Source organism: Qipengyuania sp. (assembly GCF_048550555.1).
GTDB lineage: Bacteria > Pseudomonadota > Alphaproteobacteria > Sphingomonadales > Sphingomonadaceae > Qipengyuania.
Genome location: NZ_JBLYYF010000040.1, coordinates 48,107 through 61,087 on the forward strand (window position 1 = coordinate 48,107; position 12,981 = coordinate 61,087).

The 12,981-nt window shown below is 64.8% G+C and carries 15 protein-coding genes and 1 tRNA gene; 7 read left to right on the forward strand and 9 right to left on the reverse strand.

Annotation, left to right across the window (positions count from 1 at the left end; all coding sequences use genetic code 11):
* Positions 1–24: 24 nt before the first annotated feature.
* The 3 genes from ACN4E0_RS10770 to ACN4E0_RS10780 are packed head-to-tail and all read right to left on the reverse strand — an operon-like array spanning position 25 to position 2,669.
* A complete protein-coding gene (locus tag ACN4E0_RS10770) occupies positions 25–1,371 on the reverse strand; it encodes an SPOR domain-containing protein (RefSeq protein ID WP_419567710.1) in 1,347 nt (448 codons plus the stop codon).
* Positions 1,372–1,409: 38 nt separating this feature from the next.
* Positions 1,410–1,928, reverse strand: coding sequence for a hypothetical protein (locus ACN4E0_RS10775; protein ID WP_419567712.1), 519 nt, complete (start codon positions 1,926–1,928; stop codon positions 1,410–1,412).
* 24 nt (positions 1,929–1,952) lie between these two features.
* Positions 1,953–2,669, reverse strand: coding sequence for a ParA family protein (locus ACN4E0_RS10780; RefSeq protein WP_221603310.1), 717 nt, complete (start codon positions 2,667–2,669; stop codon positions 1,953–1,955).
* Between the two features lie 255 nt (positions 2,670–2,924).
* On the opposite strand from ACN4E0_RS10780, the gene ACN4E0_RS10785 reads away from it, so the two are divergent.
* From ACN4E0_RS10785 to bfr, 4 genes are all read left to right on the forward strand, one after another.
* Positions 2,925–4,019, forward strand: coding sequence for an SPOR domain-containing protein (locus ACN4E0_RS10785; RefSeq protein ID WP_419567715.1), 1,095 nt, complete (start codon positions 2,925–2,927; stop codon positions 4,017–4,019).
* Between the two features lie 45 nt (positions 4,020–4,064).
* Positions 4,065–5,357: a DUF418 domain-containing protein gene (locus ACN4E0_RS10790; RefSeq protein ID WP_419567717.1), complete on the forward strand. Its 1,293-nt coding sequence runs from the start codon at positions 4,065–4,067 to the stop codon at positions 5,355–5,357.
* A gap of 70 nt (positions 5,358–5,427) precedes the next feature.
* Positions 5,428–5,616 (forward strand): (2Fe-2S)-binding protein, encoded by a 189-nt coding sequence (locus tag ACN4E0_RS10795; protein WP_419567719.1) that lies wholly within the window; start codon positions 5,428–5,430, stop codon positions 5,614–5,616.
* A gap of 124 nt (positions 5,617–5,740) precedes the next feature.
* A complete protein-coding gene (gene bfr, locus ACN4E0_RS10800; RefSeq protein WP_419567721.1) occupies positions 5,741–6,232 on the forward strand; it encodes a bacterioferritin in 492 nt (163 codons plus the stop codon).
* Positions 6,233–6,238: 6 nt separating this feature from the next.
* Here the strand turns inward: bfr and ACN4E0_RS10805 are convergent, their stop codons facing one another.
* The 3 genes from ACN4E0_RS10805 to der all read right to left on the reverse strand — a co-directional run bounded on the left by ACN4E0_RS10805 (position 6,239) and on the right by der (position 8,457).
* Positions 6,239–6,445, reverse strand: a complete 207-nt coding sequence (locus ACN4E0_RS10805) for a hypothetical protein (protein WP_419567723.1) — start codon at positions 6,443–6,445, stop codon at positions 6,239–6,241.
* Positions 6,446–6,550: 105 nt separating this feature from the next.
* Positions 6,551–7,048 (reverse strand): DUF2721 domain-containing protein, encoded by a 498-nt coding sequence (locus ACN4E0_RS10810; RefSeq protein WP_419567725.1) that lies wholly within the window; start codon positions 7,046–7,048, stop codon positions 6,551–6,553.
* An 8-nt stretch (positions 7,049–7,056) separates the two neighbouring features.
* Positions 7,057–8,457 carry a ribosome biogenesis GTPase Der gene (gene der, locus ACN4E0_RS10815; protein ID WP_419567727.1) on the reverse strand — a complete coding sequence of 467 codons (1,401 nt, stop codon included), beginning with the start codon at positions 8,455–8,457 and terminating at the stop codon, positions 7,057–7,059.
* 120 nt (positions 8,458–8,577) lie between these two features.
* Here der and ACN4E0_RS10820 point away from each other — a divergent pair, with 120 nt between their 5' ends.
* On the forward strand, positions 8,578–9,156 hold the full coding sequence (locus ACN4E0_RS10820) for a CHAP domain-containing protein (protein WP_419567729.1): 579 nt from the start codon (positions 8,578–8,580) through the stop codon (positions 9,154–9,156).
* Here ACN4E0_RS10820 and ACN4E0_RS10825 read toward each other — a convergent pair whose 3' ends face one another.
* Together ACN4E0_RS10825 and ACN4E0_RS10830 are read right to left on the reverse strand one after the other, a co-directional pair.
* Positions 9,157–9,441, reverse strand: a complete 285-nt coding sequence (locus ACN4E0_RS10825) for a DUF3297 family protein (RefSeq protein ID WP_419567731.1) — start codon at positions 9,439–9,441, stop codon at positions 9,157–9,159. It lies immediately after the preceding gene.
* 39 nt (positions 9,442–9,480) lie between these two features.
* Entirely contained in the window at positions 9,481–9,660 is a 180-nt protein-coding gene (locus ACN4E0_RS10830; protein ID WP_419567732.1) for a hypothetical protein, read from the reverse strand.
* Between the two features lie 160 nt (positions 9,661–9,820).
* Between ACN4E0_RS10830 and ACN4E0_RS10835 the strand changes: the two genes are divergently transcribed.
* Both ACN4E0_RS10835 and tig read left to right on the forward strand, forming a co-directional pair.
* Positions 9,821–9,905, forward strand: a tRNA-Leu gene (locus ACN4E0_RS10835).
* A gap of 62 nt (positions 9,906–9,967) precedes the next feature.
* Positions 9,968–11,515, forward strand: coding sequence for a trigger factor (gene tig / locus ACN4E0_RS10840; protein ID WP_419567733.1), 1,548 nt, complete (start codon positions 9,968–9,970; stop codon positions 11,513–11,515).
* Between the two features lie 74 nt (positions 11,516–11,589).
* Here tig and ACN4E0_RS10845 read toward each other — a convergent pair whose 3' ends face one another.
* Positions 11,590–12,933, reverse strand: coding sequence for a cation:proton antiporter (locus tag ACN4E0_RS10845; protein ID WP_419567735.1), 1,344 nt, complete (start codon positions 12,931–12,933; stop codon positions 11,590–11,592).
* Positions 12,934–12,981: the final 48 nt, after the last annotated feature.

Consider the following 12,981-nt stretch of genomic DNA (forward strand, 5'->3'; position numbering starts at 1 on the left):
ACGTTGGGCGACGCTGGATGTTTCCTAGCGCGCTGCGACCCGAACGTCCGAATTCACGACTCCGAGGGCTCCGGGAAGCGGGCGGCTGGCGGCATAGGCGATACAGCCGCCACCCTTGCCCTTGACCGTCCGGCACATCGACAGTGCCGACGATTTGGCAAAGCCGGTTGCTGCGACGCGGTAGTAGATCTTGCCGTTGACGCGGGCTTTGGTGATCACGCGCTCCGCATCGCCCAGCTCGGGATAGCGTTTCTGAAAGGTCTTCCAGGCTTCGTGCGCGTCCGACATGGAAAAGAACGAACCCAGCTGGACGTTGTACTCGCCGCTGGCAAAGCTTGCCGGAGCGGGCGCCGAAACGGGCGCGGCCGATCCCGCGACACGCGGCGCGACGGTGCGGGCCTTGGGCGGCGTCGGTTGGGCGACTTCGTTCGACACATAGCGAACGCGGTCGAATTCCGGCGCAAGCCCGGCATCGGCCATCGCAGCATCGCCGCTGTCGTCGTAATCTGGTCCTGACGAAACATAGTCCGGCGCAGAGGCGACAGCCGGCAGTTCTTGGGCAAAGGCGTAGTCGCGCGCCGGAGCGGCGTCATAGGTTTCATACCCGCCAGCATCTTGCGCCGCGAGCATGTCGACGCTCGGGTGGTTGGCCATCGCGAGCATCTGCGGCTGGCCCGGATCGACCTGAGGCGTGACGCCGAGGAGGTTTGCGACTCGCGTAGTGAAGGCTTCGGGGCGAACCAATGCTGCCCACTGGGCCATGCGGTCGCCGACTTCGCCGGCGGGCACGTCTTCCGCCGCCATCACGCGAGCTGCGCGCCAATTGCCCTGCAGCGCATAGGCATAGGCGAGATTCTGGCGGACCTTCGCCGTGTTCTGGCCGGCACGCAGCGCATTGCTGAGGACGTGTACGCCCTGGTCCGGCCGACCGGCGAGCGAGATCGCCAGGCCGAAATCGGCCGGGTCGAGCGAGCTCTCGAAGCGCTGGAGCGTCTCGCGCGCGCCGACGTGGTCTCCGATGGCAATCAGCGCCAGCGCATGGCTGATTACGGTGCGCGGGGCGGTATCGCCCAGTTCCATCGCTTCGGAGAAGGTCGTCGCGGCCGAGGCGAAGCGGCCATCTTCGAGATAGGCATTGGCCAGCAGCGTGCGGCTATAGGCATCGCGCGGGCTTGCCAGCACCGCCGCTTCTGCGTGCTCGACGGCCTTCGACGCCTTGCCCCTCATCAGGGCCTTTTCGGCATGTTCGGCCGAGTAGGCGTGGCTTGGTGCGGCCTTGCCGGTGCACGCCGTGAGCGCGGTGCCAGCCAGCGCAGTGGTAACCGCGAGCTGGACGAACCGCTTGGTCCTGGCTTTCGTCTCGGTGCTCATTTTAACCCCCTTCGAAGGCGTAAGTGCGTCGTAAGACTTCATTTGGTGCCGTGCTGCACCTGAGCAGCGAGGCTTGCGATTTCGGGCATTTCGGCGAGCAGCGCGTCGAGCGCGTCGGTCACCAGCTGCTGCGCGCTGCGTCCGCGAACGGTACAGGCGAGGCGCAGCATGAGATGGCGTTCCTGGTCGAGCCGCAGCGTGAAGGCTGCGCGCTTGCCCTGCGCGCTGGCAGGCTTGCGCGAAACGGGTGCGGCTTGGGCGGGCTTTTCGAGCTGCGCCTGGATCCGGGTGAGCGATTCGCGCACCTGGTTGGGCGCTTCCGCTTCGCTGGTCGAATGCGGAACCATGGCAAAGAGGTTGTCGGCCGAAGCGACCGGCTTGCGCTGCGCCGCCTCCTCGTCACCCATGTCGTTCCAGCCCAGATCTTCGAGATTGGCAGCGGCTTCGCGGCCGTCGACCGGGCCGATGATCCCCGATTGCGGACGCATCGCCGGCTTGGCACCACCCTTGCGCGCGAGCAGGGTGGAGGAGAGCGAAGCGAAATTGGCGTCAGACATCCTTCTGCCTCCGCCCTTCCGGGATTACTGGGCCACGCGGCGACCGAAGCCGCCGACGGGACGGTGGATGCCGGCAATCGCGGACTGCGAATGCGGCGCGGCGAAGACCGTCCGGCGGAAATTCTTTTCCAGGCGGTCGGCGATGTACTTCCACAGCGCGGTAACTTCGGCTGCGCTGCGGCTTTCGGGATCGACTTCCATCACCGTTCGGCCGTCGATCATCGAGGCCGCGAAATCGGTGCGGTGATGAAGCGTGATCGGAGCAACCGTGCCGTGCTGCGACAGCGCGACGGCGGCTTCGGAGGTGATCTTGGCCTTCGGCGTCGCGGCATTGACCACGAACACCAGCGGCTTGCCCGCGCGTTCACAGAGGTCGACCGTGGCGCCCACGGCGCGCAGATCGTGCGGGCTGGGGCGGGTCGGGACGACGATCAATTCGGCAACCGAGATCACCGACTGGATGGCCATGGTGATCGCCGGGGGCGTATCGATGACTGCCAGCTTGAAACCCTGCTGACGCAGGATCGCCAGATCGGTTGCGAGACGGGCGACGGTGGTCTGCGCAAAAGCGGGATATTCATCCGCTCGTTCGTTCCACCAATCGGCCAGCGACCCCTGCGGATCGATATCGATCAGGACGACGGGACCGGCGCCGGCGCGTTGCGCCTGAACCGCCAGATGTCCCGAGAGCGTGGTCTTGCCCGATCCGCCCTTCTGCGATGCCAATGCCAGTACACGCAAGACTTGGTCCCCCTGGTTTGCGCCAGTATCCAGTTCAGAAAGCTGCGATCATCGACCGCGGTCTTGCCATGGCAATCGCAGACTACCCCTAATTTAGGGTTAAGCCGGTTCGGATTTGGTGCCTGGGGTGAGGGCGAAATCGGCAGCAACACTTTGCTAACGGGCGATTTACTATAGGATGACGCAGAACCGGCCCGTTCGCCGGTATGCTGGATGGGAAGATTGGCGATGCGAGCTTGGGCGAAAGCAGGATTGATGGCGGGTTCGGTTGCCGCGCTGGCCTTGGTCTCAGTTCCGGCACATGCCGATGTAAAGGCGGGCGTCGATGCCTGGACCAATGGCGATTTCGCGACTGCAGTGCGCGAATGGGCAGGGCCGGCGGCGGCAGGCGACCCCGACGCGCAGTTCAATATGGCGCAGGCCTATCGTCTCGGCCGCGGGGTCGATACCGATCTCGCGCAGGCGGAAGCGCTCTATGCCAAGGCTTCGGCGCAGGGTCACGTGAAGGCGGCCGACAATTACGGCCTGCTGCTGTTCCAGCGTGGCGCGCGCGAGCAGGCGATGCCCTATATTTCAGCCGCCGCATCGCGCGGTGATCCGCGGGCGCAATATTTGCTCGGCATAGCCCATTTCAACGGCGACCTCGTCGCCAAGGACTGGCGGCGCGCCTATGCGCTGTTGACGCTGGCCAATTCGGCCGGCCTGCCGCAGGCCCGCGGCGCGCTGGCCCAGATGGACGAATATATCTCGCTCGAGGATCGGCAGGCGGCGCAGCCGCTCGCGGCCTCGCTCAAGGCCGAAGCCGATGCGGCTCGCTCCCGCCAGCTTGCGGCAGCCGACCTCGGGCTCGGCAACGATGCGCCGACCGGTCCGGTGGTCACCGCGCCCGCTTCGCAATCCGTCGCAGCCCGCCCGTCCGGGACCCCGAGGGTCGCCGGCACTTCGGCCGCATCGCAGGCGGCAGGGGCGGACTATACCTTGCCAGCGCAGAGACCGACGGTGATTGCCCGTCAGGCCGAGGCGACGCCGACGCCAGCGCCTGCGCGTGACGTTGCTGCCGCATCTTCCCCGCCCGCCGTTATGTCGCGGACCCCCGCTGCCACAACCCGCACCGCGCCTGCGGCAGGCCCGTGGAAGGTCCAGCTCGGCGCCTTCGGCGTGCCCGGCAATGCCGAACGGATGTGGAGCCGGATCTCGGGTCGGCCCGAAGTGGCAGGGCACAGCCGCCTGCTGCTCAAGTCGGGCAAGCTGACACGACTGCTTGCCGACGGCTACGCAACCGAAGGCGCGGCCAAAGCCGCTTGCACCTCGCTCAAGCGCAGCGGCCAGGATTGCCTCGTCACGCGCTGAGACCAATTGGCTTGGCACCTGCGCGGGCTGCGCTAATGCGGCCCCATGCAGGATCACGATGACGGATCAGCCCGCGCAATAGCTGAGGGCCAGAGCGCCACCCCGATTGCAATTGCGGGTGATAGTCGCATCGCGAGCCTCGACCTCATACGCGGGCTCGCGGTCATGGGCATTCTGTTCGCGAACATCATCGCCTTCGGCCAGCCGATGAGCGCCTATCTGTACCCGGCTGCCTTCGCCGTCCCGCACAGCATGGCCGAGGACTGGATGTGGGTCGCGCAACTCGTGCTGGTCGACGGGAAAATGCGCGGCCTCTTCACGCTGCTGTTCGGGGCGGGGATGTACCTCTTTCTCGAAAAGGCCTGGGCGCGGGGGCAGGGAATCTGGCTGCAGGTGCAGCGCCTGTTCTGGCTCGCCCTGTTCGGTCTGGCACATTTCTTCTTCCTATGGCGCGGCGACATCCTGTTCCTCTACGCCTGCGCCGGAACCGCGGCGCTGTTGTTTGTGGGCCTGCCACGGCTCCACCAGTTGGTGCTGGGGGTGCTCGGCTATATCGGCGGAGCGCTCCTGTATGCGGGTTTCGTCGGCTTCCTGCCAATGGTTGCTGATGGCGATCTCGGGCAGCGCCCCGCCTATTCGCAGATGGCCACGGATCTCGAAGCAGACAAACAGACCAATCTCGCAGACGGCCGCTTCGAGACCGAGCTGATAGCAGGGGGCGACTATCACGGATGGGTTGCACACAATCTCGCCGCACATGGCGGCGATTTGCTCTTCAATCTGCTGATGTCCTGGTTCGAAACGCTGCCACTGATGCTGATCGGCATGGCCGCCTATCGTTATGGATTGTTCGACGGTCGCCTCGATGCCCGCCGTCAGCGGCTCTGGGGCTGGGCGCTGTTTCTCGCAGGGACGATGTTCACCGTGCCCGTGGCACTGTGGGCCGAGACCGGCGGGCTGACCTACTATGGCACGCTCGCCGCTGTGGTGGGCTGGTCGATGCTGCCGCGGGGGCTCGCGATCCTCGGGCTCGTCGCCCTGCTCGCATTGTGGGGCCGGCACGCACACGGTCCGCTGGTGGGACGGATTGCGGCGGCGGGCCGGGCAGCCTTCACCAACTATCTCGGCACTTCGGTGCTGATGCTGCTGCTGTTCCACGGTTGGGCGGGCGGATTGTTCGGCAGGCTCGGACGGAGCGAGCTCTATCTCGTGGCGCTGACCACCTGCGCACTCATGCTGCTGTGGTCCAAGCCCTGGCTCGACCGCTTTCGCTTCGGTCCGCTGGAATGGCTGTGGCGCTGCCTGACCTATCGCCGGCTGTTTCCCCTACGCCGATGAAGACTGCGCTTGCTAATGAGAACGGTTCTCACTAGATATGCTGTTGCGAGTCAGTCGCAGGAGCCTTCGAGTGTACATTTGTGTCTGCAATGCCATCCGGGAAAGCGAGCTGCGTCACGCCGCGCGTCACGTCTCGGGCGATGCGGAAACGTGCTATGCGGCGCTCGGCAAGCCGGCCTGCTGCGGCACCTGCCTCGACGAGGCCGATGCGATCCTGCAGGAAGAGCGCGAGTTCGGCATGGTGCCTGTCGCGGCTTAGTTTTCCGCTAACGACAATCGCTCGCAACTGGCGGATTTCCGCGGTTTTTCGCTCCCCGACCATTGCCAGGCGGGTGCCCTGAAGCGCATAGGGTTTGCTTGCCCATCAGCAAGGAGACCAGGCCATGCAAGGCGATTCCAAGGTCATCGAGTTCCTCAACAAGGCGCTCACCAACGAACTGACCGCGATCAACCAGTACTGGCTCCACTATCGCGTGCTCGCCGATTGGGGCGTGACCAAGCTCGCCGAGTACGAGCGGCACGAATCGATCGACGAGATGAAGCATGCGGACATGCTCGCCGAGCGCATCCTGTTCCTCAACGGCCTACCGAACTTCCAGGCGATCCACAGGCTGAAGGTCGGTGAAACGGTCGAGGAAATCCTCAAGGCCGATCTGGCGGTCGAAATGGAAGCGATCCCGCTGCTCAAGGATGCCATCGCGCATTGCGAAAGCGTGCGCGACTACACGAGCCGCGAGATCTTCGAGCGTATCCTCGAAAGCGAGGAAGAGCATGTCGACTTCCTCGAAACCCAGTTCGACATGATCGCACGCATGGGTCTGGAAAACTACGTCCAGCTCAACAGCAGGCCGGCGGGCGAGGGCGGGGAAGACTGAACGCGCTCAGCCGACGCGCCAGAAGGTCGCATGCTCGCCGCCCAGCTTGGCGAGGCGGGCAAGACGGCGATCTCCCTCCCAGATTTCGGCGTCTCCGCTGCCGAGGTTGATGTCGGCGATCGTCAAGGCAGTGGCGATATCCAGCGCCTCTAGGGCGATAGCTTCATCGTCGCGCTTGGGTGAACCGTGAATCGCAATGCGCAATCTGCTCATGCTGGCCTCCTTGCCCTGGAAGCGAATATCGCACGGCAAGATGAACCGGTGGCGAAGCATCGGCACGGTTCGACGCGGAATAGCCTTCGACTGGTCGCGAAGCGCTCAGATTTGGTTCGCTGAAACCCTGCGCTCGCGCATCCGTTCGCGGTTACGGCGGGCGGCGGTGCGCGTTTCCATCAGGAAAGAACCCAGCCCGGCGACCAGCAGTCCCATGCAGATCACCCAGGTGATCGCAACCAGCGTGCCGAGCGCGGCCTCGACGAAGGCGCTGAAAAACAGCAGCATGATCACGACGCTGATAGCCAGCGCCGATGCGGTGCTGAACATCACCGCGCGCTGGGCATAGATCCGGCGCTGCTCGAGCGCGGGCAATTCCGCCCGCATGGCCTCCATGTCGCCTTCCTCGCCGGCCTCGAGAATGCGCTCGATCTTGTTGGCGACCCAGATCAACCTATTCGTCATGACGTTCATCACCGCCCCGATCCCGGCTAGCAGGAAGGCCGGCGCCAGGCTCAGCTGGACCACCTGCTGCACCCGCATGCTCGAACTGGTCCGTTCGATCAGGTCGATCGCGCCCGTGCCCGCAAGGATGTCGAGCATTTTGCGCCTCAATCCTTCTGGTACGGGTTCTTCGGCGCCTTGAGCACGACGCGTACGGGCACGGCATCGAAGCCCAGCTTGTCGCGTATCCCGTTGACCAGATAGCGCTCGTAGCTCTTGGGCAGCATGTCGAGCCGCGTGCCGAAAACGACGAAGCGCGGAGGGCGGATGCTGGCCTGGGTGATATAGCGCAACTTGATCCGCTTGCCCTTGGGCGCGGGCGGCGGGTTGGCTTCGAGCGCATCGTCGAACCAGCGATTGAGCGCGGCGGTGGGTACGCGGCGGCTCCATGCGGCGCGCAGCTCGAACGCCGCGCAGAGCATCTGGTCGAGCCCCTTGCCGGTCTTCGCACTGACCGCGAACAGCGGCAGGCCGCGAACCTGCGCGAGCCCCTCGTTGAGCGCTTCGCGAATACCGTTGAACAAGGCGCTTGCGCCTTCCGCGACATCCCACTTGTTGATCGCGATCATCAGCGCGCGACCTTCCTCGAGCACCATGTTGGCGATCTTGAGGTCCTGCGATTCGAGCCCGCGCGTGGCGTCGAGCAACAAGACGACGACTTCGGCGAAATCGACCGCGCGCCGGGCGTCGGCGACCGAAAGCCGTTCGAGCTTGTCGGTGACCTGTGCCTTCTTGCGCATGCCGGCGGTGTCGATCAGACGGATCTCGCGCATCTCGCCGTCCCGCGGATCGCGCCATTCCCAATCGACGGCAATCGAATCGCGGGTGATCCCGGCCTCGGGCCCGGTCAGCAGGCGGTCCTCGCACAGCAGGCGGTTGATGAGTGTGGATTTGCCGGCATTGGGGCGCCCGACGATGGCCAGCTTGAGCGGGCCCGCGAGCAGCGCCTCCTCGTCCTCCTCGTCGATCTCCGCCTCGATTTCTGCGGCTTCGGCCTTGGCCCCGATGATCGGCCAGAGGTGGTCGAACAGATCGGCGATCCCTTCGCCATGCTCGGCGCTGATGGCGGCGGGTTCACCGAAGCCCAGCGCGAAGCTTTCGAAGATGCCCGCGTCTCCCTGGCTTCCTTCGGCCTTGTTGGCGACCAGCACCACGGGCACTTCCTGCTCGCGCAGCCAGCGGGCGATTTCCTCGTCGAGGGGGGTCAGGCCCACGCGTGAATCGAATACGAACATCGCCGCATCGGCGCCTTCCAGGCTGACCTCGGTCTGCTTGCGCATCCGGCCGGGAAGGCTCTCGGCATCGTCGTCCTCCCACCCCGCGGTGTCGACGACCTGGAAGTCCAGCCCCGCGATCGTCGCATCGCCGAAGCGACGATCGCGCGTGACGCCGGGCTGGTCGTCGACCAGCGCCAGGCGCTTGCCGACGAGCCGGTTGAACAGCGTCGACTTGCCGACATTGGGCCGACCGATGATGATCACTGTCGGCTTTGAAGAGGAAGGCACCATGATGGCGCGGCAAGTGGCGCTTTGCGCGCTGCTTTGCAAGCATCCCGCTCCAACTGGTTAATTCCCGTTAACCTTAATGCGAAGGATAGCGGCAAGATCGGGCGGCATAATCCTGCCGTCATGAGGAAGAATCTTGCCGCTTTCGCCCTGCTCGCCTGCGCCTCTCCGGTGATGGCGGACGATTTCGATGGCTTTGCCGGCAACGGCGCGGAGCTGGACGCCTATCTCCAATGCGTACCCTACGCGCGAGAGGTGTCTGGGATCCAGCTCTATGGCGACGCCTATACTTGGTGGGAACAGGCGCAGGGCCGTTATGCGACGGGCCGGACGCCACAGGTCGGCGCGGTGATGGCCTTTCGCCAGACACAGAATATGCCGCTCGGCCACGTCGCCACTGTCAGCCGCATTCTCGATTCGCGGCGCGTCCTGCTAGATCACGCCAACTGGTCGCCGATCGACGGGCGCCGGGGACAGATCGAGAAGGGTGTGCTGGCGATCGATGTCTCGCCGGCCAATGACTGGAGCGAGGTGCGCGTCTGGTACGCCCCGCTCGGCAAGGTCGGCACGACCGCCTGGCCGGTTTCCGGCTTCATCTACGCCGACCGCCGAGCGCAGCCGCGCCCGCGGATCGCGATGGCGCCGGCACGCAAGGAAACCTCTCGGCGCTTCCTCAGCGCCTTCGCGGAATTCGCGAAGTAATCAGTCGGCCTTGGCGACCGGCGGGTCGTCGCCGAGATCCTCGAACCAGGCTTCGACCGGACCGGTGAGCTTGAGCGTCAGCGGCTTGCCGTGACGATCCACCGTCTTGCCCGCCTGGACGCGCACCCAGCCTTCGGAGATCGAATATTCCTCGATATCGGTGCGCTGCCTGCCTTTGAACCTGATGCCCACGCCGCGCTTCAGCACCTCGACATCGAAATGCTTGCTTTCAGGATTGACCGAAAGATGGTCGGGCGGGGTCTGGCTCTTGGTTTCTTCGCTCATGGGGCGCGCCGATAATGCGACGCGGCCCCGCGGGCAAGATCAATCCGGCGGAGGGGGCGTTTCTGCCGGTCCGCGGTCCGGCTCGTCGAAATCGGGCTGCGGCGGTTCGAAGCCCGGCGGGTCTTCCATCGGCGCTTCGTCGGGCGGGGCGGCGGGCGGTACTTCGTCCGGCGCACCGGGTTCGATCGTGTCCGGTTGGGGGTCGGGTGGGGTTGCCATGTGTTGGTTCCTTTCCGATCTGGAACGCTCCGGACGCCTATGCGGGTTCCCGCGCTTCGCCACGCTTGCGCAATCTCTCGCTCTCTACTAGAGGCACGCGCCTACACGCGAAGGGCCTGGGCAAGTCTTGGGCGCCCCTCGCGCAGCTTCGTTCGGGTTAGCGGGCGTGGCGGAACTGGTAGACGCGCTGGTTTTAGGTACCAGTATCGCAAGATGTGGGGGTTCGAGTCCCTTCGCCCGCACCAGTCCGCCGCCGCGCGAAGCCTCATCGCACATATCGCTTTTGGAAAGTCACGAGTTTCAACCCATGCAGATCAAAGAGACCGCCAACGAGGGCCTCAAGCGCGCCTATTCCGTCACCATTCCGGCCAAGGAAATCGACGAGCGCGTCAACAGCGAAGTGAAGAAGATCGCCCCGCAGGTGAAGATGCCCGGCTTTCGCCCGGGCAAGGTGCCGGCGAACCTCGTGCGCAAGATGCACGGCGAACAGCTTCACGCCCAGACGGTCAACGACATGATCCGCGAATCGGTCGACAAGGTGATGGCCGACAACAAGCTGCGCCCGGCGATGCAGCCCAAGGTGGAACTTGGCGAGGGCTATGAGGAAGGCAAGGACGCCTCGCTCAGCGTCGAGGTCGAAGTGCTGCCCGAAATCGAAGCGCCCGAGGTCGAAGGCCTCGAGCTCGAGCGCCTGACGGTTCCGGTCACCGACGAGCAGGTGATGGAAGCGGTCGAACGGATCGCGTCGAACAACAAGAGCTACAAGGACGCGGCCAAGACCAAGAAGGCGGGTGATGGCGACCAGCTGATCATCGATTTCGTCGGCAGCATCGACGGCGTGGAATTCGAAGGCGGCAAGGCCGAAAACACCCCGCTGGTGATCGGTTCGGGCCAGTTCATCCCCGGCTTCGAGGAACAGCTCGCGGGCGTGAAGACCGGCGATGAAAAGACCATCACGGTGACCTTCCCCGAGGACTATCCGGCCGAAAGCCTCAAGGGCAAGGACGCGCAGTTCGCGATCAAGGTCCAGCAGGTGAAAGTCCCGGCCGAGACCCAGGTCGACGACGAATTCGCCAAGAACCTCGGCCTCGAAAACCTCGACAAGCTCAAGGAACTCCTGCGCGGCCAGCTCGAGCAGGAAACCGCCGGCCTCACCCGCACGCAGATGAAGCGCCAGCTGCTCGACACGCTGGCAGCCGGTCACGACTTCGCCGTGCCCGCGGGTATGGTGGATGCGGAATTCGAGCAGATCTGGGCGCAGCTGCAGCAGGAAGCCGCGCAGTCGGACGACGCTGAAGCCATGCTCAAGGAAATGGAAGACGAGAAGGACGATTATCGCAAGATCGCCGAACGTCGTGTTCGCCTTGGCCTGCTGCTGTCGGAAATCGGTCAGAAGAACGGCGTCGAGGTCAATGCCAACGAGATGAACATGCTCATCCAGCAGGCGGCCCAGCAATATCGCGCCGAAGATCGCGAGCGCTTCGTCCAGTACGTCCGTTCGGAGCCGATGGCCGCCGCCCAGCTGCGCGCGCCGCTCTATGAAGACAAGGTCGTCGATTTCCTCTTCGACAAGGCCGAGATCACCGACCGCGAAGTGACGCGCGAAGAGCTCGAAGCCGCGATCGAAGCCGACGAGGCGACCGAGGAAAAGCCCAAGAAGAAGGCACCCGCGAAGAAGGCCGCGGCCAAGAAGGCTCCGGCCAAGAAGGCAGCAGCCAAGGACGCCGACGAGAAGCCAGCGACCAAGAAGGCTCCCGCCAAGAAGGCGGCTGCCGCCAAGGCCGACGAGAAGCCTGCGACCAAGAAGCCCGCGGCCAAAAAGGCGCCTGCCAAGAAGGCTGCGGCGAAGAAGTAATCCCGTTTTTGAGGGAGGCGAGAGGGGCGGCGGACTTCGGTTCGCCGCCCCTTTGCTTGGGACCCGTCTGCTGCTCAGGCCTTGCTGCGGCTCTCCGGAGACAACCCAGCCATGCTCGGATTCTGTCCGACGTGAATATGCGCGCGGCGGCTTTCCACATGGGTGATGAAGGGGCCGGAGAAGACGCCGTGCACCACGATTGACGCCAGTATGGTGAAGCTGACCGTCGCCCACAGCAGGTCGATCTGCGCGAACTCCGCATGGTTCTGGCCATAGGCCAGGTAATAGATTGAGCCCATGCCGCGTACGCCGAGAAAGGCGACCGCGAGCTTCCCTATCATCGGCAGGTCGCACTGGAGCTCCGCCGCAAGCCCGGCAAGCGGGCGAATCACGAAGATGAGCGCCAGCCCGACCAGTGCGGCGGGCCAGGTCAGCGGAGCAAGTACCCCACTCGCCAGCATGGCACCGAAACCGAACAGGACCGCGACCAGCACGATCTGTTCGATCTGGTCGATGAAGTGGTGGCTTATCTTGTGATAGCGACTGCGGTTCTCGCGCTGCCGCGCGGTCACCGCGCCCACGAAGACGGCGAGAAAGCCGTATCCCTCTGCCAACTCGGCGATGCCATAGGCCAGCAGCAGAGTGCCGAGCACGATGAGGCCCTCGCTGGTCGAATAGCTGGGTGTGCCGGCCTGTTCGCTGGCTTCGTCGATCTCGGCGATCGGAGCATCCGCCTCGCGCTCGAAAACATACCAAGCACCGATCCGGCCCACGACCCAGCCGATCGCGCAGCCCGCGGCGATGCGCCAGACCAGATCCAGCAGAACCCAGTCGACCGTCCAGCCGCCCAGCGCCGTCATGCCCACCGCTGCGATGGCGAGATAGGTGAAGGGGAAGGCTAGACCGTCGTTGAGCCCGGCCTCGACGGTCAGGCTGAAGCGCACGTCATGGCGCTTGTTCTCGCCCGGCGGGCCGACCTGCACGCTGCGCGCCAGAACGGGATCCGTTGGCGCAAGCGCTGCGCCCAGCAGCAGCGCGCTGGCCGGCGCAAGCCCGAGCGTCCACCATCCGAGCAGCGCGACGGCGGCGATGGTCAGCGGCATCGCGATCAGCAGAAGCGGCAAGATCTGGCGCCAGTTGGCCCAACTTACCGGACGGTCGATGGCTATTCCGGCCGCCATCAGCGAGGCGATGACGATGAACTCGGTGGCATATTCGAGTGTCATCGCATCGAACCCGTCGACGGTCGGATTGAAATGCGGCAGTCCAAGCGGCAGCGACCACAGACCAAAGCCGATGGCGACGTAGAGGATGGGCAGCGATAGCCAGAAACGCGCCAGCCAGCGCTCGAGCGTGACTGCCAGTGTCAGCCCGCCGCCGAACACGACGAACATCAGGATACGCGGATCGATTTCCACCAGGTTCTCCCTCGCGCTTCTGAACGCGCAAGGATGCGACCGGGTCCC

Bases quoted from the DNA above. Each gene is read 5' to 3' on its own strand.
- ACN4E0_RS10810 (WP_419567725.1), bottom strand. From the start codon at position 7,048: ATGCTCGACATCCTTGCGGGCACGGGCGCGATCGACCTGATCGAACGG.
- ACN4E0_RS10775 (WP_419567712.1), bottom strand. From the start codon at position 1,928: ATGTCTGACGCCAATTTCGCTTCGCTCTCCTCCACCCTGCTCGCGCGC.
- ACN4E0_RS10830 (WP_419567732.1), bottom strand. From the start codon at position 9,660: ATGGCAACCCCACCCGACCCCCAACCGGACACGATCGAACCCGGTGCG.
- bfr (WP_419567721.1), top strand. From the start codon at position 5,741: ATGCAAGGCGATTCCAAGGTCATCGAGTTCCTCAACAAGGCGCTCACC.
- tig (WP_419567733.1), top strand. From the start codon at position 9,968: ATGCAGATCAAAGAGACCGCCAACGAGGGCCTCAAGCGCGCCTATTCC.
- ACN4E0_RS10785 (WP_419567715.1), top strand. From the start codon at position 2,925: ATGGCGGGTTCGGTTGCCGCGCTGGCCTTGGTCTCAGTTCCGGCACAT.
- ACN4E0_RS10790 (WP_419567717.1), top strand. From the start codon at position 4,065: ATGCAGGATCACGATGACGGATCAGCCCGCGCAATAGCTGAGGGCCAG.
- ACN4E0_RS10770 (WP_419567710.1), bottom strand. From the start codon at position 1,371: ATGAGCACCGAGACGAAAGCCAGGACCAAGCGGTTCGTCCAGCTCGCG.
- ACN4E0_RS10825 (WP_419567731.1), bottom strand. From the start codon at position 9,441: ATGAGCGAAGAAACCAAGAGCCAGACCCCGCCCGACCATCTTTCGGTC.
- ACN4E0_RS10805 (WP_419567723.1), bottom strand. From the start codon at position 6,445: ATGAGCAGATTGCGCATTGCGATTCACGGTTCACCCAAGCGCGACGAT.
- der (WP_419567727.1), bottom strand. From the start codon at position 8,457: ATGGTGCCTTCCTCTTCAAAGCCGACAGTGATCATCATCGGTCGGCCC.
- ACN4E0_RS10820 (WP_419567729.1), top strand. From the start codon at position 8,578: ATGAGGAAGAATCTTGCCGCTTTCGCCCTGCTCGCCTGCGCCTCTCCG.